The sequence below is a fragment of the Trinickia sp. genome, from assembly GCF_051953405.1.
Classification (GTDB): Bacteria; Pseudomonadota; Gammaproteobacteria; order Burkholderiales; family Burkholderiaceae; genus Trinickia.
The window spans coordinates 37,174-57,735 of record NZ_JBQCIV010000130.1 but is presented as its reverse complement, the minus strand read 5'-3'; the positions used below and the strand labels follow the sequence as shown (position 1 = coordinate 57,735).

Annotated in this window: 17 protein-coding genes and 1 tRNA gene; 9 read left to right on the top strand and 9 right to left on the bottom strand. The window is 63.8% G+C overall.

Annotation, left to right across the window (positions count from 1 at the left end; genetic code table 11):
- Position 1: 1 nt before the first annotated feature.
- From narJ to ACTHN9_RS23575, 4 genes are all read left to right on the top strand, one after another.
- The gene (narJ, locus tag ACTHN9_RS23590; RefSeq protein WP_440539218.1) at positions 2 to 751 is read left to right on the top strand and encodes a nitrate reductase molybdenum cofactor assembly chaperone; all 750 of its coding nucleotides are present in this window, start codon (positions 2 to 4) and stop codon (positions 749 to 751) included.
- Positions 748 to 1,476, top strand: a complete 729-nt coding sequence (gene narI, locus ACTHN9_RS23585) for a respiratory nitrate reductase subunit gamma (protein WP_440539217.1) — start codon at positions 748 to 750, stop codon at positions 1,474 to 1,476. Before narJ ends, narI begins: the two co-directional genes overlap by 4 nt.
- A gap of 126 nt (positions 1,477 to 1,602) precedes the next feature.
- Entirely contained in the window at positions 1,603 to 2,259 is a 657-nt protein-coding gene (locus ACTHN9_RS23580; protein ID WP_440539216.1) for a dienelactone hydrolase family protein, read from the top strand.
- Positions 2,260 to 2,761: 502 nt separating this feature from the next.
- Positions 2,762 to 3,499: an amino acid kinase family protein gene (locus tag ACTHN9_RS23575; protein WP_440539215.1), complete on the top strand. Its 738-nt coding sequence runs from the start codon at positions 2,762 to 2,764 to the stop codon at positions 3,497 to 3,499.
- A gap of 23 nt (positions 3,500 to 3,522) precedes the next feature.
- Here the strand turns inward: ACTHN9_RS23575 and adhP are convergent, their stop codons facing one another.
- From adhP to eat, 5 genes are all read right to left on the bottom strand, one after another.
- Positions 3,523 to 4,548, bottom strand: coding sequence for an alcohol dehydrogenase AdhP (adhP, locus tag ACTHN9_RS23570; protein WP_440539214.1), 1,026 nt, complete (start codon positions 4,546 to 4,548; stop codon positions 3,523 to 3,525).
- Positions 4,549 to 4,670: 122 nt separating this feature from the next.
- Positions 4,671 to 5,708, bottom strand: a complete 1,038-nt coding sequence (locus tag ACTHN9_RS23565) for a helix-turn-helix domain-containing protein (RefSeq protein WP_440539213.1) — start codon at positions 5,706 to 5,708, stop codon at positions 4,671 to 4,673.
- Positions 5,705 to 6,481: an ethanolamine ammonia-lyase subunit EutC gene (gene eutC / locus ACTHN9_RS23560; RefSeq protein WP_440539212.1), complete on the bottom strand. Its 777-nt coding sequence runs from the start codon at positions 6,479 to 6,481 to the stop codon at positions 5,705 to 5,707. Before eutC ends, ACTHN9_RS23565 begins: the two co-directional genes overlap by 4 nt.
- Positions 6,478 to 7,872 carry an ethanolamine ammonia-lyase subunit EutB gene (locus ACTHN9_RS23555; RefSeq protein ID WP_440539211.1) on the bottom strand — a complete coding sequence of 465 codons (1,395 nt, stop codon included), beginning with the start codon at positions 7,870 to 7,872 and terminating at the stop codon, positions 6,478 to 6,480. The genes eutC and ACTHN9_RS23555 overlap by 4 nt, the downstream gene beginning before the upstream one ends.
- Positions 7,873 to 7,916: 44 nt before the next feature.
- Positions 7,917 to 9,320 (bottom strand): ethanolamine permease, encoded by a 1,404-nt coding sequence (eat, locus tag ACTHN9_RS23550; protein WP_440539210.1) that lies wholly within the window; start codon positions 9,318 to 9,320, stop codon positions 7,917 to 7,919.
- Positions 9,321 to 9,590: 270 nt separating this feature from the next.
- On the opposite strand from eat, the gene ACTHN9_RS23545 reads away from it, so the two are divergent.
- Complete coding sequence (locus ACTHN9_RS23545) at positions 9,591 to 9,956, top strand: hypothetical protein (RefSeq protein ID WP_440539209.1); 366 nt, start codon at positions 9,591 to 9,593, stop codon at positions 9,954 to 9,956.
- Positions 9,957 to 10,078: 122 nt separating this feature from the next.
- Here ACTHN9_RS23545 and ACTHN9_RS23540 read toward each other — a convergent pair whose 3' ends face one another.
- The 4 genes from ACTHN9_RS23540 to ACTHN9_RS23525 all read right to left on the bottom strand — a co-directional run bounded on the left by ACTHN9_RS23540 (position 10,079) and on the right by ACTHN9_RS23525 (position 13,585).
- The gene (locus ACTHN9_RS23540; protein WP_440539208.1) at positions 10,079 to 11,086 is read right to left on the bottom strand and encodes a 2-dehydropantoate 2-reductase; all 1,008 of its coding nucleotides are present in this window, start codon (positions 11,084 to 11,086) and stop codon (positions 10,079 to 10,081) included.
- A gap of 394 nt (positions 11,087 to 11,480) precedes the next feature.
- Positions 11,481 to 11,567: transfer RNA gene (locus ACTHN9_RS23535), tRNA-Leu, on the bottom strand.
- A gap of 185 nt (positions 11,568 to 11,752) precedes the next feature.
- Positions 11,753 to 12,214 (bottom strand): MarR family winged helix-turn-helix transcriptional regulator, encoded by a 462-nt coding sequence (locus ACTHN9_RS23530; protein WP_440539207.1) that lies wholly within the window; start codon positions 12,212 to 12,214, stop codon positions 11,753 to 11,755.
- Between the two features lie 234 nt (positions 12,215 to 12,448).
- Positions 12,449 to 13,585 (bottom strand): glycerate kinase family protein, encoded by a 1,137-nt coding sequence (locus tag ACTHN9_RS23525; RefSeq protein WP_440539206.1) that lies wholly within the window; start codon positions 13,583 to 13,585, stop codon positions 12,449 to 12,451.
- A gap of 490 nt (positions 13,586 to 14,075) precedes the next feature.
- On the opposite strand from ACTHN9_RS23525, the gene tig reads away from it, so the two are divergent.
- The 4 genes from tig to lon all read left to right on the top strand — a co-directional run bounded on the left by tig (position 14,076) and on the right by lon (position 20,377).
- Entirely contained in the window at positions 14,076 to 15,422 is a 1,347-nt protein-coding gene (tig, locus tag ACTHN9_RS23520; protein ID WP_440539205.1) for a trigger factor, read from the top strand.
- A 168-nt stretch (positions 15,423 to 15,590) separates the two neighbouring features.
- Positions 15,591 to 16,244 carry an ATP-dependent Clp endopeptidase proteolytic subunit ClpP gene (gene clpP / locus ACTHN9_RS23515; protein WP_440539204.1) on the top strand — a complete coding sequence of 218 codons (654 nt, stop codon included), beginning with the start codon at positions 15,591 to 15,593 and terminating at the stop codon, positions 16,242 to 16,244.
- 212 nt (positions 16,245 to 16,456) lie between these two features.
- Entirely contained in the window at positions 16,457 to 17,728 is a 1,272-nt protein-coding gene (gene clpX / locus ACTHN9_RS23510; protein ID WP_440539203.1) for an ATP-dependent Clp protease ATP-binding subunit ClpX, read from the top strand.
- Between the two features lie 231 nt (positions 17,729 to 17,959).
- Positions 17,960 to 20,377, top strand: a complete 2,418-nt coding sequence (gene lon / locus ACTHN9_RS23505; RefSeq protein ID WP_440539202.1) for an endopeptidase La — start codon at positions 17,960 to 17,962, stop codon at positions 20,375 to 20,377.
- Positions 20,378 to 20,562 lie beyond the last annotated feature (185 nt).

Below are 20,562 nucleotides of genomic sequence, written 5' to 3'. Positions count from 1 at the left end.
CATGGCGCAATACGACCGACCACAAGATTCGTTTGCACTGACCGTGCGTGCGCTCGGCTACCTGCTTCGCTATCCCGACGACGAGTGGCGAGGCCATCTCGGCGAGGTATGGGATGCGCTGCGGGGATCGAACGCGTTGGGGCGGGACCGCTTGGCCGAAATCGCTTCGCTGGTGGAGGCAATGTTGGCTGCGGAAGCACTCGAAGCCGAGGCGGAGTACGTCGATCTGTTCGATCGCGGGCGCGGCACGGCACTGCATTTGTTCGAGCATGTGCACGGGGACTCGCGCGAGCGCGGGCCTGCGATGCTCGATCTGATCGCGACCTACGAGCAAGCGGGACTGGCGTTGCGAACCGACGAATTGCCCGACCATTTGACTGTGCTGCTCGAGTACGCGTCGACGCAGCCGCGCGACGCGGCAACCGCCTTGCTCGGCGAAGTCGCGCACATTTTGCAGCGCATTGATGGCGCGGTGAAGCGGCGCGGCAGCGCTTATGCGGCCGTGATCGGAGCGCTGCTCGATCTGTCCGGCGCGTGCGCGATGGCGAGCGTACAGGCGGCGGAACCGGAACTGGACCTGGACGCGGCCTGGGAAGAGCCTGCCGCGTTCGACGGTTGCGCCAATCAGGGACAACAAGGTCAGTCAGGCCGCCAAGGGGCAGGGCAGGCGCAGCCGGTGCATCTCGTGCGTCGCGCGCCGGCCGCCGATTCACACGCAGCGCCTAGCGCCGCCCAAGGAGCACGGGCATGAGCACCGCTTTGAACACCTTTCTTTTCTCGGTCTATCCGTATATTTGCCTGTCGATTTTCCTGCTCGGCAGCCTCGCGCGATTCGAGCGTGCGCAATACACGTGGAAAAGCGATTCGTCGCAACTGCTGCGGCGCGCGCAGTTGCGCTGGGGGAGCAATCTGTTCCATATCGGCGTGCTGTTTCTGCTGTTCGGCCACACGGTGGGGTTGCTCACGCCGCATGCGTTGTATTCGGCGTTTATCACGGCCTCGCAAAAGCAGGTGCTGGCGATCGTCTCGGGCGGCACGGCCGGAACGCTGTGCTTTATCGGGTTGACGATGCTGCTGCATCGGCGCCTGTTCGATCCGCGGATTCGAACGACGAGCCGTCCGACCGACATCGCGATCTTGGCCGTGCTCTGGGTGCAATTGTGTCTGGGGTTGTTGACTTTGCCGTTCTCGTACGCGCAACGTGCGGACGCACACGAGATGCTGGTACTTGCCGATTGGGCACAGCGCATCGTGACGTTGCGGCCGGATGCGGCGGCGATGGCAGGTGTGCTTTGGCCGTTCAAGCTGCATCTGGTACTGGGCATGACGGTGTTTTTGTTGTTTCCGTTCACGCGCCTCGTGCATATTTGGAGCGGCTTCGGCACGCTAGCGTATGCCCTGCGTCCGTATCAGCTGGTGCGTTCGCGTCGGTTGGGTCCGGTGGCGAGACGCGCGAACGCGCGCCGCGGGGGCTGAACGCGGAGCGGCCGTCGCGGGCCATCATCCGCGTTGTCGAGTTGTAGGGCGAGTGTCGTAGCATGCGTGGGCGGGCGCGCCTCGGTGCGCTTCGCGCTCGCCGCCTGCGCTTTTTCGGAGCCACTCATGCAAACGCAAGCCGTCGTCATTGCCGACGATGACGTCCAACTCGAAGGTTTTCTGACGATTCCGCCCAACGCGCACGCCATCGTCGTGTTTGCTCATGGTAGCGGCAGCAGCCGGCTGAGCCCGCGCAATCAGTATGTCGCGCAGGTGCTGCAAGAGGCCGGTTTCGCGACGCTCTTGTTCGATCTCCTGACCGCGCAAGAGAATCGACTCGACGCGCAATCGGGCGAATACCGGTTCAACATTCCACTGCTAGCGCGCCGGCTCGAAGGGGCGCTCGATTGGCTGCATTCGCGAGATGAGACGTGCTCGCTCGCCGTCGGCCTGTTCGGCGCGAGCACGGGTGCGGCCGCGGCACTCGAAGCGGCTTCGGTTCGGCCCGGCGAAGTGGATGCCGTTGTCTCGCGCGGCGGCCGGCCGGATCTCGCGCACGAAGCGCTGGCATACGTGCAGGCGCCGACACTGCTGATCGTCGGCGAACTCGACGAGGACGTGATTCGGTTGAATCAACTGGCCGCTGGCCACATGCGATGCGAGCATCGGCTCATGATCGTGGCCGATGCGACGCATCTGTTCGAGGAGCCCGGAACGCTCGAACACGCCGCGCGGCTCGCGTGCGATTGGTTTGCCGCCAAACTGATGCCGCCGATCGGTTGAATGGCTGTCGAGCGACGCGATGCCGCTCGACGGTATGCCTCGGTCGGAGCGCGCAGGCCGTCATGCAGCCGCACAACCGTCGCCGATTTCGAGTGCGTTCGCCTGACGAATGGGCTCGCCTCCCCGAAAACCTAGCGCCTCGGACTGCCCCGATCGTGGCCGGATGTGCCCCAGGACGCAGTCGCCGCCATCGGGCTTCGCTATAAATCGGTGTGGATGCCGATGAGCGGTATTCGCGCATTGATTCGATGAATCGATAGCCACCCGAACAGGGCGGGAGAATGCGGAAATGCGTATCGTGATCGCATTGGCGGAGCATGCGCTGCATAAGCGCGCGGAGCGGGGCGGGATGCAGGCGGATGGCTGCTGCGTTCGCTCCGCGGCGCAGCGATTGGCGCGAATCGTGGACGGAAACGATGTTGTCCTTGTGTACGAGAGCGGACATCGGAATGGCGCTGCGCCATCGGCGCAGGATGGCTGTGATCGCCTCCACGACGGCCCGATGGCCTCTGCTGCCCACGCTGCCCCTGACGCGACCATCGACGGCGGATTCGAACAGGAGCTGCGCCACTGCCTGACGGCGGCACGCTTGTGCACGACGCTGCCGGCGATGATCGAAGTGGATATCGCCGATCCCGCGTTCGACCATCCGGACAAACCGATCGGCGGCGTGCTGCTCGATCGGCGCGCGGTGGCCGAGGCGCAAGCCAAGCACTGGACGATGGCATCGGACGGGATCGGTTATCGACACGTCGTACCGAACCCGAAGCCTGTGCGGCTTGCGCAATCTCAAGCGTTACGCCGTTTGATCGAGCAGAGAACGGTCGTCATGTGCGAGGGTGGCGGCATCCCCGTCGTGGCCGGGAACGATGGCGTGCTGCATCGCGTGGAGGCCATAATCGATCCCTATGCCGGAGCGGCTGTTATCGCCGAGGCGATCGATGCCGACTTGTTCGTCATCGCCACCGAAATGGCCGGCGTATTTCTCGATTGGGGCACCGCGAATTCGAAGCTGCTGCGCCATGGGCATCCGAACGTGGTCGAAGAGTTCGTGTGCGCGGCTGGCGCCATGGGGCCGAAGCTCCAAGCCGCCTCGCGTTTCGCGCAGCGCACGGGACGGCGTGCAGCCATCGGTGCGCTGGCCGATATGGAGCGGCTGATCGAGGGCACGGCCGGCACGACGATTTCCTGCGAGTGGGTCGATCCGAGCCGCTTCTCCGGAGGGGCCGTCGCTCGATGAGCCCCTCGCGCGATGCGTCGAAATCAATACGAAGTGAGAACCACGCGCCCGTCGACTTTGCCCGCTTTCAATGCGGCGAACACGGCATTGATGTTCTCGAGCCGGTCTCGATGGATGTGCGCGCGCACCTTGCCTTCGGCCGCGAAATCGAGCGATTCTTGCAGGTCGCGCCGAGTCCCGACGATCGAGCCGCGCACGGTGATGCCGTTGAGGACGGTGGAGAAGATCGGCAGCGGAAAATCCCCCGGCGGCAGTCCGTTCAAAGAGATAGTGCCCCCACGGCGCACCATGCCGAGGGCTTGCGCAAACGCGCTGCGCGAGACGGCGGTCACGAGCACGCCGTGGACGCCGCCGACCTGCTTTTGAATGACGGCGGCCGGATCGTCGGTGGCCGCGTTCACCGTCAGCGTCGCTCCCAGTTTGCGCGCCAATTCGAGTTTGTCGTCGGCTACGTCGACGGCGACGACATGCAGTCCCATCGCGACCGCGTACTGCACTGCGACGTGGCCCAAGCCGCCGATGCCCGAAATCGCGATCCATTGGCCGGGACGCGTATCGGTCACGCGGATGCCTTTGTAGACCGTCACGCCCGCGCATAAAATCGGCGCAATCTCGTCGAACGCGACCTGCTCGGGCAGACGTCCGACGTAGTTCGGATCGGCCACGACGTATTCGGCGTAACTGCCGTTGACGGAATAGCCCGTGTTTTGTTGCGCGTGGCAGAGCGTTTCCCAGCCCGTTTGGCAATACTCGCAATGGCCGCATGCGGTATAGAGCCACGGCACGCCGATTCGGTCGCCTTCTTTTAGATGCTTGACGCGCGACCCCACCGCGGCGACGTAGCCGACACCCTCGTGACCGGGAATGAACGGCAAGGACGGCTTGACGGGCCAGTCGCCTTCGGCGGCATGCAGATCGGTATGACAAACGCCGGACGCTTCGATTTTCACGAGGACTTGCTCGGGCTCGGGGGTGGGTACCGGAACCTCCTCGATACGCAACGGCTCGCCGAACGCGTGTACGACAGCGGCTTTCATGAATCGGGGCATCTCTGACTCCTCTCGCGGTTGAAGGACAGGAGCAGTATCGATTCGGCCGCGCTGCCGGCCGTTGAGGCAGATCAAGCGGGCGGACGGTGGTATTTGACCCGATGCGCGGCAAGCCCCCGCCTTCAGGCGGCGGAGGAAGTCAAGGTATCGGTGGGGCGCAAGCCGAACAAGCGACGGTAGTCCGCTGAGAATTGGCTGAAGTGCCAGAAGCCCCACGCGCACGCGACATCTTGCACCGACGGAGCCTGCCCCGCCACGCGCGCGGCGGCGCTCAGATCGCGGCGCGCACCGTTCAATCGGATCGCCCGCAAATACGCCGCGGGCGCGAGCCCCGTTACCTCTTGAAAGCAATATTGAAGCGTGCGTCGGCTGACGTGCAACTGCTCGCACAATTCGGGCACGCCGATCGGACGATCGCGGTGCGCCATCGCATAATCGCGGGCATCGGAAACGATCGCGAGCCGTCGGCGATACGTCGAGGGGCGGATCGATTCGATGTCGTGTCGATCGTCGGGCGAGCAAAGATCGAATAAAGCGGCCAGCACCGACGATTGCAATTGATTGCGCATGAATGCCGAAGGCGGCGCGCCGCGCCGAGCGCTTTCGTCGAGGATCGCACGCAGCGAAGCGACGAGCCGCGCCTTGCGGGCGGCGCCGATCGGCATGACTGGCGCGACGTCGACCCGTTGCGCGAATCCCAGATGCTCGACCTCGGCGGCATAACCGCGCAATACCTCGCCCTTGACGACGATGCCGAAGAACTCGTAGCGCGCCGGCGTCAATAGCTCGAACTCGACGCCCCCGGGCCGGCAGACAAGCGCATCTTCGTCGACCGGCTGCCCATCGATGCGTCCCGTGCCGCCTTCGCACAATGGGATGCCGAACCAATACGCGTCCGATTTCACTTCGCAAGTTTGGCGTAGCGCGTGGCTCGTCGTTTCGCGAAACACGGTCATGCGATCGAGAAAGAGTTCGACGAGCGTGCCGGTGAAGCGGCCCGCGCTCAATTGATCGTAGGTCTGATGCCACCCATGCAGATTGCGTGCTTGCTCGTCCGCGTCGTGCGCGACCGACATGCACAGCGGACGGGCGAAGGCGGCCTCGCTGAGGTGCGCGGCAGCATCGAGAGGGAGCGCAAAGCGCTCGGGCGTGGGCGTCATGGCCGTGACGATGCAAGAGCCGCGCCAGTTGCATCGAGCGCTTCGCTGTCGTCTTTCAGTGCGACGCCCGTCAACGAAAGGCGCCGCGCTTGCGTCAACAGGTAGTGCAGTTTGTGGGCGGCTTGCGCGTATCCGAGCCCTTCGGGACGGACATTCGAAATGCAGTTGCGTTCGGCGTCGGTGCGGCCGACCCGCGGCCCGTACGTCAGATAGATCCCAAGGCTATCGGGCGAACTGAGGCCCGGCCGTTCGCCGATGAGTACGGCAACGAAGCTGGCGCCGAGCATGGCGCCGATCTCGTCGCCGAGCGCAACGCGCGCTTGGCGCGCGACGACAACGGGTCCGATGCGCCAGCCTTCGAGTTTGGTCCGCGCTTGAACCAACAGCGGCACGGCGTGACGGGCCGCGGCGATTGCCGAGAGCCCGTCCGCCACGACGAATGTCAACGCGGGATTCGAGGCGGGGGTTTGACCGAGCGCCGTGCGGCTTTCGGCGTCTAGGCGGCGCCCGAGGTCGGGACGTCTAAGGTAGTGCGCACGATCCGGGGCGGCGCTATGCGCGTCGAGCGAGACGAAGCCTTCGGCGAGCAGCGCGCGGTGCAATGCATCGGTATCCAGCGGATGATGGACCGCGTCGCGCGCCTTCGCGTGGGCCAGCTCGAAGGCGAGCAGGGCATCGGTCGGTAAGCCATCTCCTGTTCGGCCGAGTGCGATCCTCGCGCGGGTGAAGCCGCGCAGCGTGTGCCAAGGATCGGGGGCGACGAAACGGTTCATGGCTGACCCACCCACGCGCTAGCGGCTGCCAGCAGAGGCTGGTGCGGCGAGGCCGGGAGCAGCGCGCCGCTTGCGTCGATCACGCGCATCGATTCCAGCCAAGCTTCGAATTCCGGGGCGCGGCGTAGCCCGAGCACATTGCGCAGATAGAGCGCATCGTGAAACGACGTGCTTTGATAGTTGAGCATGATGTCGTCGGCGCCCGGAATGCCCATGATGAAATTCACGCCCGCCACGCCAAGCAACGTCAAAAGGCCGTCCATGTCGTTCTGATCGGCCTGCGCATGATTCGTGTAGCAGATGTCGCAGCCCATCGGCACGCCTAGCAGCTTGCCGCAGAAGTGATCTTCCAGCCCCGCACGCGTGATCTGTTTGCCGTCGTAGAGATATTCCGGCCCGATAAAACCGACCACGGTATTGGTCAATAGCGGCTCGAAGCGGCGGGCCACCGCGTACGCGCGCGCTTCGCACGTTTGCTGGTCGACGCCGTGGTGCGCACCGGCGGACAAGGCGCTGCCTTGCCCGGTCTCGAAGTACATGACGTTATGTCCGACGGTGCCGCGCCCGAGCGATAACGCCGCTTCGTGGGCTTCGCGCAGCAAGCCGAGCGAAATGCCGAAGCTCGCATTGGCGGCCTCGGTGCCGGCGATCGATTGAAAGACGAGATCGACGGGCGCGCCGCGTTCGATGGCCGCGATCGTGCTCGTGACATGCGTGAGCACGCACGATTGCGTCGGCACGCCATACCGCTCGCGAAACTCGTCGATCATGACGAGCAACGTCGTAATGGCGGCCAAGTTGTCGGTGGCGGGGTTGATGCCGATCACGGCGTCGCCGCAGCCGTACATCAGGCCGTCGAGCATCGAGGCGGCGATGCCCTTGACGTCGTCAGTGGGATGGTTCGGCTGGAGCCGCACCGCGAGGCGGCCGGGCAAGCCGATCGTATTGCGAAAGCGTGTGACGACCGGCCGCTTGCGCGCGACGGATATCAGATCCTGATTGCGCATGAGCTTGGAGACGGCGGCCGTCATCTCGGGCGCGAGGCCCGGCGCGATGCGTGTCAGTGCGGCGGTGTCGGCCGCCTCCGAGAGCAGCCAATCGCGGAAATCGCCCACGGTCAAATGGGCGATTTCCGCGAATGCTTGCGGATCGTGTTCGTCCATGATGAGGCGCGTCACTTCGTCGTCTTCGTAGGCGATCACCGCCTCGTTCAAGAACGCGCGCAGCGGCGTGGCCGCCAAGGCGAATTTGGCGGCCACCCGTTCTTCCTCGCTCGCGGCGGCAAGGCCTGCGAGTTCGTCGCCCGAGCGCTGCGGGCTGGCTTTTGCGAGCATCGTCTTCAAATCGGCGAAGCGATAGACGTGTCCGCCGACCGTGTGCGTATAACTCATGCGAGCAACTCCCGTCGCTGCGTGGGACGACGACGCGACGCGGCTCACTCTTCGATGAGGGCATCGATAGGCGCCGCGGCGCGCCGGCGGCGCGTCGTCAAGAAATAACCGTAGCCCAGCGCGACGAAGAGCGCAAATACGAGGGCGACTTCGCGGTTGTAGTAGACCATCGCGCCGAGCGAGACAAGCGCCGCGCCGAGTGCGAACGCGGGGAAATAGGGGAACACCGGCGCGCGAAACGGCCGCTCGAGCCTGGGCTCGCTGCGTCGCAGCTTGAAGAGCGCGAGCATGCTGACGATGTACATGACGATCGCGCCGAACACCGACATCGTGACGATATTGGCCGTGAGCGTTTGCCCCGCGAACTGAACCAGCTCATCGCTGTAGATGGCGGCAATGCCGATCGCGCCGCCTGCCAAGATGGCCCGATGCGGCGTCCTAAAACGCGGATGCACTTTGGCGAGCCACTCGGGCAGATAGCCGGCCCGCGCGAGCGCGAAGATTTGGCGCGAGTAGCCGAGAATGATGCCGTGAAACGAGGCGACGAGGCCGAACAGACCGAGCCAGACGAGCATGTGCATCCAACCGCTGTGTTCGCCGACGATGGACTTCATCGCCTGCGGAAGCGGGTCGTTGATGTTCGAGAGTTTGGTCCAGTCGCCCGCGCCGCCCGCGAAGATCATGACACCGACGGCCAATGCCACGAGCGTCAGAATGCCCGTCACATAGGCGATCGGGATCGAGCGTTTCGGATTGCGAGCCTCCTCGGCGGCCATGGCGACGCCTTCGATCGCCAGGAAGAACCAGATCGCGAACGGGATCGCGGCGAACATGCCGCTGAATGCCCCGGTGCCGAAGTGCGGCGAGCCGGCCCATCCGCCGTGCGCAAAGTGCGCCCAGCTAAACCCGGGGGACACCACCCCCATGAAGACGAGCAATTCGAAGATCGCGAGAATCGTCACGAACAGCTCGAACGCGGCCGCGATCTGTACGCCGACGATGTTCAGCGCCATGAAGACCACGTAGGCGGCCACGGCGGCATGCTTCGGCTCTAGGCCGGGAAACTGAACGTGCAGGTAGGCGCCGATCGCCAGGGCGATCGCGGGCGGCGCGAAGACGAATTCGATCAGGGTCGCCATGCCGGCCAGATATCCGCCGAGCGGTCCGAACGCGTGATGCGCATAGGCGAACGGGCCGCCGGCGTGGGGAATCGACGTGGTCAATTCGGTGAAGCTGAAGATGAACGTCGTATACATCGCCGCGATGAAGAGCGAGGTGATCAGAAAACCCAGCGTTCCGGCGCTGGCCCACCCATAGCTCCAGCCGAAATACTCGCCGGAAATGACGAGCCCGACGGCGATGCCCCACAACTGCCAAGTGCCCAACGTCTGTTTCAATTCATGGTGCGTCACGGCGCGCGCGGGCGCGAGGTTCAGGTCGGGCGTCATCGATCTCTCTCCGGTGGGGGCGCCGATTACGGGCGGCAAGCGCGATGCATAAGGCTCGATAGTAGGGAGCCATATTTGGGCGTGTTATCGAAATTCGGCAAAGTTGGCGGGCGCGCCTAAGCGCGCTTGGTGGCTGACGACATCTAGGGTTTACGCGTATCAAGCAAAAAGGGTCGGGAGCCGTCATCCTTGAAGCGGTATGGGTAAGCACGTGCACGTCTTAATGCGCCAACGTTTGCGCTCGATTTCGCCTCATTGACCCCGGACCTCATGCATTCCGCGATTTCATCTCATCAATCGGCCGGATCCGATCGGGACGCCGCTTGCGTCTTGCACGCGTGCGCGGCATTGAAGGCGCTGTATCTCGTGTCGGGCGCGGCGGCGCAACTCGGCGCGCACGGTTTGCAGATTCAGGACGCCCAATGGCAGGCGCTCGCGCATGCCACCCGCGACGCGAATGCGGTCTTGGCCGCGCATCAAGACAGCAAGCCGGACGCGGTCGAAGCGTTCCGCCGCTTGTCCGCGCTCTGCGATCGTCTACTCGAGGGCCGCGCGACGGGGCACGCGTACTCGTCCACGGCGTGGCGCGACCTGGCCCGTGCCGGCCGCGACGCCTACGAGCAACTGAACGCATAGTGCCGAGGGCACGCGTCGCCGCCGAACGCGTGGTGCGGTCGCACTCGCGTTTCGGGGAAAAGGGGCAGGCGTGCCGGAACGCCGGGGCTTTCAGTCCCCGTCCGGACGGCCGCACGCGAGCGTCACAATCCGCTGGCTGCCGCCCGTTGACGCAACAAACCGAGTACCGCGTCGCAAAACGGCGTCGGCACGTCAAGCTTGCGTCCCAGTTCCGGAAAGACGCCGAGGATCGGACCGATCTCGAGCGAGCGTCCTGCTTCGAAGTCCTGCAGCATCGACGTTTTGAACGCCCCGAGTTCGCGCGTAACGGCTAAGCGCTGCGGGGCCGACATGCCCGTGGACAATCCGAGGCGCCGACCGATCGCATCGGCTTCTTCCATCATCCGTAGCACGAGCGCGTGCGTGAAGGGATCGTCCAGCAGACGATCGGCCGTCGAACCGGTCAGCGCGCTGAGCGGATTCATGTTCATGTTGCCCCACAGCTTGGCCCAGATATCGTCGCGAATGCGGTCGGTCGCGTCCACCTCGAAGCCGCCTTGGGCGAGGGCGTGCGCGAGCGCGCGCGCCGGTTCCGCGCATTCGGTGCGGGCGGCGCCGACGATCAGCCGGTTGCCGCGGCCGCGTTTGACGACGCCGGGTTCGACGATGGCGGACGACAAATGGACCACGCAGCCGATCGCGCGCTCGGCCGGCAGCACAGCGGATACGCGTCCGCCTGGATCGACGGCTTCGAGCGGTCCGTCGCTCGTTAGGCCGTCGAGCCCATTTAGAAACCACCACGGCAGGCCGTTCATCGCGCTGACGACGACCGTGTCGGGTCCGATCATTGGCCGCAGCGAGTCTGCCGCCTCCGGCAGGACATGTCCTTTGAGCGCAATGACGACGATGTCTTGCACGCCCAGCGCCGCGGCGTCGTCGCTCGCCTGCACCCGCACGCCGCTGGTCGGTGCATCGCCCATGAGGATGCGAATCCCGTGCGTCCGGATTGCCGCGAGCGTATGGCCGCGCGCCAACACCGATACCGTGTGGCCGGCGCGGGCGAGCGCGGCGGCGATGAGCGCGCCGATCGCCCCGGCACCGACGATGCAGGTGCGCGGCGGCCGCGCGTTGTCTCGATCTTCGACGTTCATCAATGGCTACTCCTTATAGGACGGATCGATTTTATCGACCTGACGCAAAAGCGCATCGAGCACATCTTGCCCTGCACCGTACGCGGGGTCGAACGGTAGCGAATCGCATGCGCATTGCGTGGCGACCGCCGGCCGACTAATTGGTTGCGCATGCAACTAATTAGTCGAAACAACGCGAGAACGAAAGGATAGGCTAGCTAGCGTGCGAAGTGCAAAAGCGGCGTGGCCGTGAGCGTTGGGTCCCTGGACTCGGCCCGGCTGAAGCGAACGGGCGTGGCCGCGGCACGGAGCCGATGAAAACGCACGGAACGACACGCCGCACGGAGAGGGGCCGCGTTTGGCGGCCCTGGCCGGGCGATGCATCGTATCGAGCGGTTCAATGGGGTGAATAAGATGGTGCGAGGAGCGGGACTCGAACCCGCACACCATTGCTGGCGTCAGGACCTAAACCTGGTGCGTCTACCAATTTCGCCATCCTCGCGCCGAAGCGGGCAATGCCTCGCTTCGATGTGTGGCTTGCTTTCGTGGCGCCGCTGGGAGCGGCACGCGTTAGCGTTCGAAAGCGTAAGCGCGAGATTCTAACTCATTCGCGCAAGGTTGTGTCATCGATTGTCGAGCGAGAGCGGCGTCGGGGCGACGCGAGCCGATCCGCTTCGATCGTCATCGCTATCGTTCGCTACCGGCGTTCGCCATGGCATGCGCGATCACCCTGTCGAGCGCACGGCCGAGCGCTTGTGCTTGCGCTTCGTCGAGGCAAGCGAACAAATCGGCGTTCCACTTGCGTGCAATCGGCATGACCTTGCGAAAGAGCGCACGGCCTTCGGGTGTCAGCGAGATCACGACCACGCGTCCGTCCTGGGGGCTAGGCGCGCGCCCGACGAGGCCGCGCTGGATCAGCGCTTCGGCCGCGCGGCTCGCCTGGCTCTTGTCGAGGTTCGCGTGCTTGGCCAAGTCCATGATGGAAAACGGCCCGAACGAGCCGACCGAGGCGATGACGCGCGCCTCCGGCAGCGTGATGCCGAGTTTGGTCTGATAGCGCTCGCCGATACCGCGATCGGAGAGCTTGTTCAGCACGTGCATCCGGTAGGTCAAAAACTGTTCGAGCCCGGCTTTGGCTGCGGCCTTCATAGGTCGTGTCGATCTCGTCGGAAGTGGGCGGGCAAGAGGCGTCTGATCGTCGATTGTTGCCGCATCCGGCGCGAGGGTCAACGCGGTGTTTCCCTGTGCGACGGGCAAGCTCGGCGCGCGCCGTTGCTCGGGCGAGCGCGCAATCGCCGTGCGATCGCAGCGACAACGACGACGAGCGATCGCGCGCCGATATCAAGCGCCGAACTTCAGCCGCAGAACTTCAGCCGCCGAACTTCAGCCGCCGAACTTCAAGCGCGCGAGTTGTTCCGCTTCGTTCGCGAGCAGGCGCGCCGCGTCGCGAATCGCCGCCTCTAGCGTGATCGGCCCGGGGGCGGGCGAAAAGCAGCCGCTGAAATGTTCGCCGAGGCGCGCGAGCGCACTCGCATCGACGCCGCCCGACAGCAGCGTAGCCGGTACGCCTGCCGCGCGTGCGTGCCGGCAGGCGATGAAGGGCGCCTTTCCGTGCCGCGTCTGCGCGTCCGAGCGGCCGTAGCCGGTGATTAGCCAGTCGGCCCCGGTAAGGGCGGCATCGAGCCCGACTTGCGACGCCACCACTTCCGCGCCGGGCTCGAACCGCGCGCCGAGCAAGTGCAGCGCGAAGCCGAGCCCGCCGGCCGCGCCCGCGCCCGGCAAGGCGCTGCCAGCACGGCCAAGCGCCGCTTCCGCGAGTTCGGCGAAGTGTCCGAGCACGGCGTCGAGCGCACCGACGCGCTCGGAGGCGACACCCTTTTGCGGGCCGAACACGGCGGTGGCGCCATGCTCGCCCGTCAGCGGATTGTCGACGTCGGACATCGCCACGAATGACGCTTGCGCCAAGCGCGCGTCGAGACCCGATACATCGATGCGCGCGAGGCGGGCGAGCGCATTCGGTGTCGGTTCCAGTTCGCCACCGTCGGCATCGAACAATTTCACCCCGAGGCCGACGAGCAGCCCGGCGCCGCCGTCGTTCGTGCTGCTGCCGCCTAGTGCGACGAAAAAGCGCCGCGCGCCGGCGTCGAGCAACATGCGCACGGCTTCGCCCATGCCGCGCGTGCTCCGTTCGGCAACGTCGGTTCGCATCGCCACCGTATCGGTGATGCCGACGATCTCCTCCGTTTCGAGCACCGCGCTGCCGTCGGGCAGCAAGCCGACCGCGGCGTCGCGTTCGGCAAGCGATGCCCCGCGCACGCGCAACATGCGGCGTTCGCCGCCGCGCGCGAGCATTGCGTCCAGGGTGCCTTCGCCGCCGTCGGCCATCGGGCACAAGCGCACGCTCGCTTGCGGCACCGCCCGCTTCACGCCGTCGGCGATGGCTTCGGCGACGGCTTGCGCACTGAGCGAGCCTTTGAACGAATCGGGAGCGATGACGACGATGGGTGTGCTGCCGGGCATGGTGTCTCCAAATGGACTTGCGCTGCGCGGCGAGGCCGGCTAGCGGGTGGTAGCGGGGTGGTTCGCGGTGTGCTCAGGTGCGAGCTTAGCAGTGCGCGCGTCTGCCGGGATACGGCCGATCGCATGTCGCGCATCGCAGGATATGGGGCGTTCCTCGGTGCGTTCGGATGCGCGCAGCGGCCCGCGAGAGGAGGCGAGGGCGAGTCATGCCCAGCCGGGGCGCGGGGGCGCGCAAGCACGCGCCGCCGCCAAATCGGGATTGCGCGGATCAATAGTTTGCTAGAATGCTCGATTCTTCCGATTCAAACCGTGCCGCAGGCGGCAAGACGACGTCGATCGCAACGTTCATTTGCGTTCATTGCGACACAATGCGACGTCGATCGCGCAAATCGCTTGGGGCGGTGATTGCGGTCCCCCGAGGGCGAGGCGCAACACGTGGGCACGGCGAAAGATAACCGATTCGCTTGAACAATTTAGGACGATTGAAGCCATGGCTAACGTTGTTGAAAACCTCGGCAAGCTCGAACGCCGTGTGACGATTTCCCTGCAGAAGGACACCGTGCAAAAGGAGATCGATTCGCGCATCCGCCAACTCGCGAAGAACGTCCGCATGCCGGGCTTCCGCCCGGGCAAGGTGCCGCTGAAGATGGTGACGCAGCAGTACGCGGGACAGGTCGAGGCCGAAGTGCTGAGCGACAAGGTCGGCAAGCAATTCTTCGACATCAGCCGCGCCGAGAACCTGCGTGTGGCCGGTCAGCCGGCCTTTAGCCCGAAAGAAGGCGCGGCCGACGATACGTACGCGTTCGACGCCACCTTCGAGGTTTATCCCGAAGTGAAGATCGGCGATCTGGCGAGCGCCGAAGTCGAGCGCTCGGTCACGCAAATCTCCGAAGCCGAAGTCGATCGCACGCTCGAGATCCTGCGCAAGCAGCGCGTGCACTATCATGCACGCGGCGAAGCGGGCGAGCACGGCGACGGCGGCGCCGACGTGTCGGCCAAGAGCGGCGATCGCGTGACGGTGGATTTCGTCGGTAAGCTCGACGGCGTGGCGTTCGAAGGCGGCACCGCGGAAGATTTCGCGTTCGTGCTCGGCGAAGGCCGCATGCTGCCCGAATTCGAACAAGCTGCGACGGGCCTGTCCGTGGGACAGCACAAGGAGTTCGACCTGAAGTTCCCCGACGATTACCACGGTAAGGACGTCGCGGGTAAGACGGCGCAGTTCACGATCACGATGAAGCAGATCGAATGGCCGCACATGCCCGAAGTCGACGCCGAATTCGCGAAGTCGCTCGGCATCGCCGATGGCGATCTGACCAAGATGCGCGCCGAGATCAAGGAAAACCTCGAACGCGAAGCGAAGCGCCGTACGCAAGCGCTCGTGAAGAACCAAGTGATGGATGCGTTGCTGAAAGTGTCCGAACTCGAGGTGCCGAACGCGCTGATCGAACAAGATCAGCAGCGTCTCGTCGAAATGGCGCGTCAAGACCTCGCGCAACGCGGCGTGCCCAACGCGGCCGATGCGCCGATTCCGGCCGAGATGTTCAAGGAGCAAGCCGAGCGCCGCGTCAAGCTGGGCCTCGTGTTGGCCGAACTCGTGAAGGAAAACGGTCTCGAAGCGAAGCCCGAGCAGATCCGCGCCGAAGTCGAAGAATTCGCGAAAAGCTACGAAGACCCGAAGGAAGTGATCCGCTGGTATTATTCGAACAAGCAGCGTCTCGCCGAAATGGAAGCGTACGTCGTTGAAAGCAACGTCGTCGAATTCGTGCTCGGCAAGGCGAAGGTGACGGATAAGGAAGTCAGCTTCGAAGCACTGGCGAGCGCCTCGGCGCAAGCGTAAGGCCTTGCCTGACACGGCGTGCGGGCTGTCGGAGCGACGGCCGCACGCCGTTTTTCATGGCGCGGCGCGTTTGCTGCGTTGCAGCGGTGCATATCGCTGTCGCGCTGTGCTGTGCTCGGGGCCGCCTTCCTGCCGTTTCAAGACCCATTCCGAACAAGGATCCTTTGCATGATCTCTCGCGCTCAACTGTTGGACACGTTGGCCTCTCACGCACCGCGCGATTTCGAGGCGCAGGCGCTGGGGCTCGTTCCGATCGTCGTCGAAACGAGCGGCCGCGGCGAGCGTTCGTACGATATTTATTCGCGCCTGCTCAAGGAGCGTGTGGTGTTCATGGTCGGCGAAGTGAACGACCAAACCGCCAACCTCGTGGTGGCGCAACTGCTGTTCCTCGAGAGCGAAAATCCCGACAAGGATATTAGCCTCTACATCAACAGCCCGGGCGGTTCGGTGTCGGCGGGGTTGGCGATCTACGACACGATGCAGTTCGTGAAGCCCGACGTGTCGACGCTGTGCATGGGGTTGGCCGCTAGCATGGGCGCGTTCTTGCTGGCCTCGGGTGCGAAGGGCAAGCGGTTCGCGTTGCCGAACGCACGGGTGATGATTCACCAGCCGCTGGGCGGCGCGCGCGGTCAGGCGTCCGACATCGAAATCCAGGCGCGCGAGATCCTGTATTTGAAGGAGCGGCTGAACCAGATGTTCGCGCATCATACGGGGCAGCCGGTCGAACGTATCGCCCGCGATACGGATCGGGACAACTTCATGTCGGGCGAAGACGCGCAAGCGTACGGCCTCATCGATCAGGTCCTACACAAGCGCCCATAACGCATCGCTCGTCCGGCCGCGTGGCTCGTGCGTTTTTTGCATAGGTGCGACGACCGACTCAAGCGATGTGATAATTGGTCGATAATAGTTCTGGGCGCCGACGGCGGTGATGCGACACGCGTCGCCGTTGCGCCGGCCAGCCGATTCCGACCCCGCTTGTGGGGCGGCAGACGGCGCGCCTGTCATTCGAGTGTCCGGAGGCTCGTATATCCATGGCGGACAAGAAAGGTTCGAACAGCGAAAAGCTGTTGTATTGCTCGTTTTGCGGCAAAAGCCAGCATGAGGTCAAGAAGCTCATCGCGGGCCCGTCGGTGTTCATCTGCGATGAATGCATCGACTTGTGCAACGAGATCATTCGCGACGAAGCCGCGGGAGCTGGCACGGACGTGGGCTTGTCGAAATCCGACCTGCCCAGCCCGCAAGAAATTCGCGACATCCTCGATCAGTACGTGATCGGGCAGGAGCGCGCGAAGAAGATTTTGGCCGTGGCGGTGTACAACCACTACAAGCGGCTCAAACACCTCGACAAGAAGGATGAAGTCGAGCTTTCCAAGAGCAATATCTTGCTAATTGGGCCGACCGGCTCCGGCAAGACCTTGCTCGCGCAAACGCTCGCTCGCCTGTTGAACGTTCCGTTCGTGATCGCCGACGCGACGACGCTGACGGAAGCCGGCTATGTCGGCGAAGACGTCGAGAACATTATTCAGAAGCTGCTGCAAAACTGTAACTACGAAGTCGAGAAGGCGCAGCGCGGGATCGTCTACATCGACGAAATCGACAAGATCAGCCGCAAGTCGGACAACCCGTCCATCACGCGCGACGTGTCGGGCGAGGGCGTACAGCAGGCGTTGCTGAAGCTCGTCGAAGGCACGATGGCTTCCGTGCCGCCGCAAGGCGGGCGCAAGCACCCGAACCAGGACTTCATTCAGGTCGACACCACGAACATCCTGTTCGTCTGCGGCGGCGCGTTCGACGGCCTGGAAAAGGTCATCACCGATCGCACGGAAAAAACGGGGATCGGTTTCGGGGCGAGCGTGAAGAGCAAGCAAGAGCGTGACGCCGGCGAGGTGCTGCGCGAGGTCGAACCGGAAGATTTGATTAAATTCGGGTTGATCCCCGAATTGATCGGCCGTCTGCCCGTCGTCGCGACGCTCGGCAAGCTCGACGAAGCGGCGCTGATGAAGATTCTCGTCGAACCGAAGAACGCCCTCGTGAAGCAGTACAACAAGCTGTTCGCAATGGAGCGCGTCGAGTTGGAGATCCGCCCGGCGGCGCTGCAAGCCGTGGCGCGCAAGGCGATCCGCCGCAAGACCGGGGCGCGCGGCCTGCGTTCGATCCTGGAACAGGCGTTGCTCGACGTCATGTACGAACTGCCAGCGATGAAAGGTGTTAGCAAGGTCATCATCGACGATAACGTCATCGATGGGGACGGCAAACCCTTGCTCATTTATGAAGAAGCGCCGAAGGTCGCGGGCTCGAACTAATGGCCTGGGGGCCTTTGCGCGTGTTTTTTCAGCTGACGAGCGCCGTAGACCCTAAAGCTTTCGCAGGAATGGCCGTTCATGGAGACGTGAACGGCTTTTTTCGTTTATCTTGTGGGTAACACTGACTGCTTCTTTCTGAATACATCGAATTTTTCCCACACGCGTAGGCTTGCAATCCGTACCGCGGGCCTCAACTACCGAACGAACTGATTCCATCCATGGGGAAATGAAATGTCAGGAACCCAACTCCTCCCTCAAGAGCGCACCACGCTCCCGCTGCTGCCATTGCGCGATGTCGTCGTTTTCCCGCATATGGTCATTCCGCTGTTCGTGGGGCGGCCCAAATCGATCAAAGCGCTCGAAGTCGCGATGGAGGGCGGCAAGCACATCATGCTGGTCGCGCAAAAGACCGCGGCCAAAGACGAGCCGACCGAAAAGGACATGTACGAAGTAGGGTGTATCGCCAACATCCTGCAGATGCTGAAATTGCCCGACGGCACCGTGAAGGTGCTGGTAGAAGGCCTGCAGCGCGCGAAGACGCTGTCGATCGAAGAGCAGGAAACGCAGTTTTCCTGTGAAGTCATGCCGCTCGAACCCGACCACGCCGACAGCGCCGAAACCGAAGCGCTGCGCCGCGCGATCGTGTCGCAGTTCGACCAATACGTCAAGCTGAACAAGAAGATCCCGCCGGAGATCCTGACGTCGCTCGCGGGTATCGACGAAGCTGGCCGTTTGGCCGATACGATCGCGGCTCATCTGCCGCTCAAGCTCGATCAGAAGCAGCACATCCTCGAGATGTTCCCCGTCGTGGAACGCCTCGAGCACTTGCTCGCTCAGCTCGAAGCCGAAATCGACATCCTTCAGGTCGAAAAGCGCATCCGTGGCCGCGTCAAGCGCCAGATGGAAAAGAGCCAGCGCGAGTACTACCTGAACGAGCAGGTCAAGGCGATTCAGAAGGAACTCGGCGAGGGCGAAGAGGGGGCGGATCTCGAAGAACTCGAGAAACGCATCGAAGCCGCTCGCATGCCGAAGGAAGCCAAGAAGAAGGCCGATTCGGAACTGAAGAAGCTGAAGTTGATGTCGCCGATGTCGGCCGAGGCCACCGTCGTGCGCAACTACATCGACACGCTGATCGCGTTGCCGTGGCGCAAGAAGAGCAAGGTCAACAACGATCTGTCGAACGCCGAGCGCGTGCTCGACGAAGACCACTTCGGCCTCGAAAAGGTCAAGGAACGCATTCTCGAGTATCTCGCGGTGCAACAGCGCGTGGACAAGGTCAAAGCGCCGATCCTTTGCCTCGTTGGGCCTCCTGGCGTCGGTAAGACGTCGCTGGGTCAGTCGATCGCACGTGCGACGAATCGCAAGTTCGTGCGGATGGCGCTCGGCGGCGTGCGCGACGAGGCCGAGATCCGCGGCCACCGCCGCACGTATATCGGCTCGATGCCGGGCAAGATTTTGCAAAGCTTGACGAAGGTCGGCGTGCGCAATCCGCTCTTCTTGCTCGACGAAGTCGACAAGATGGGCATGGATTTCCGTGGCGATCCGTCGTCGGCGCTGCTCGAAGTGCTCGATCCCGAGCAGAACCACACGTTCGCCGATCACTACGTCGAAGTCGATTTCGACTTGTCGGACGTGATGTTCGTCGCCACGTCGAACTCGCTGAATATCCCGCCGCCGCTGCTCGATCGGATGGAAGTCATCCGCTTGTCGGGCTATACGGAAGACGAGAAGGTCAGCATCGCGCAACGTTACCTGCTGCCGAAGCAGAAGAAGAACAACGGCCTGCGCGACGGCGAGATCGAGGTGACCGAAGCCGCGATCCGCGACATCATTCGCTACTACACGCGTGAGGCGGGCGTGCGTTCGCTCGAGCGCGAAGTGTCGAAGATCTGCCGCAAGGTCGTGAAGATGTTGCTGCTGAAGAAGGCCGAAGGCGCGGTGAAGGTCGACGCGGGCAATCTCGATACGTTCCTCGGCGTGCGCAAGTACGACTTCGGTCTGGCCGCGAAGGAAAACCAGATCGGGCAAGTGACCGGTTTGGCGTGGACGGAAGTCGGCGGCGATCTGCTGACGATCGAAGCCGCGGTGATGCCGGGCAAGGGCAATGTCATCCGCACGGGTTCGCTCGGCGACGTGATGAAGGAGTCCGTGGAAGCGGCGCGCTCCGTCGTGCGTTCGCGCTCGCGTCGTCTCGGCATCAAGGACGAAGCCTTCGACAAGCAGGACATCCACATCCACGTGCCGGAAGGCGCGACGCCGAAGGACGGCCCGTCTGCCGGCGGTGCGATGACGACGGCGCTGGTGTCGGTGCTCACGGGTATCCCCGTGCGTGCGGACGTCGCCATGACCGGTGAAATCACGTTGCGCGGCGAAGTGCTGCCGATCGGCGGGCTCAAGGAAAAGCTGCTGGCCGCGCATCGTGGCGGCATTAAGCTCGTCTTGATCCCAGAGGAGAACGTCAAGGATTTGGCGGACATCCCCGATAACGTCAAGAACGCGATCGAGATCGTGCCGGTTCGCTGGATCGACAAGGTGCTGGAACTTGCGCTCGAACGGATGCCGGAGCCGCTGGCCGAGGAAGAGGTGAAGGCTGCGCCGGTGGCTGCGGAGCCGGGCAAGGAAGCGGGTGCCGAAGTCGTCAAGCATTGAGGCCTAGGCCGCCGGCGGCGGCCATCCAATCGTCGATTAAAACCGCGAGAGCGCGCATAGCGCTACTCGCGGTTTTTTTATGGATTTTCGACTCCGCAATGCTCGATGCATGGCGCTAGTTCGTTCGGCTAGACCCGATCGGAGCACTCGATTCCGAATGGATGGCGGCAAATCGTTTCGATGGC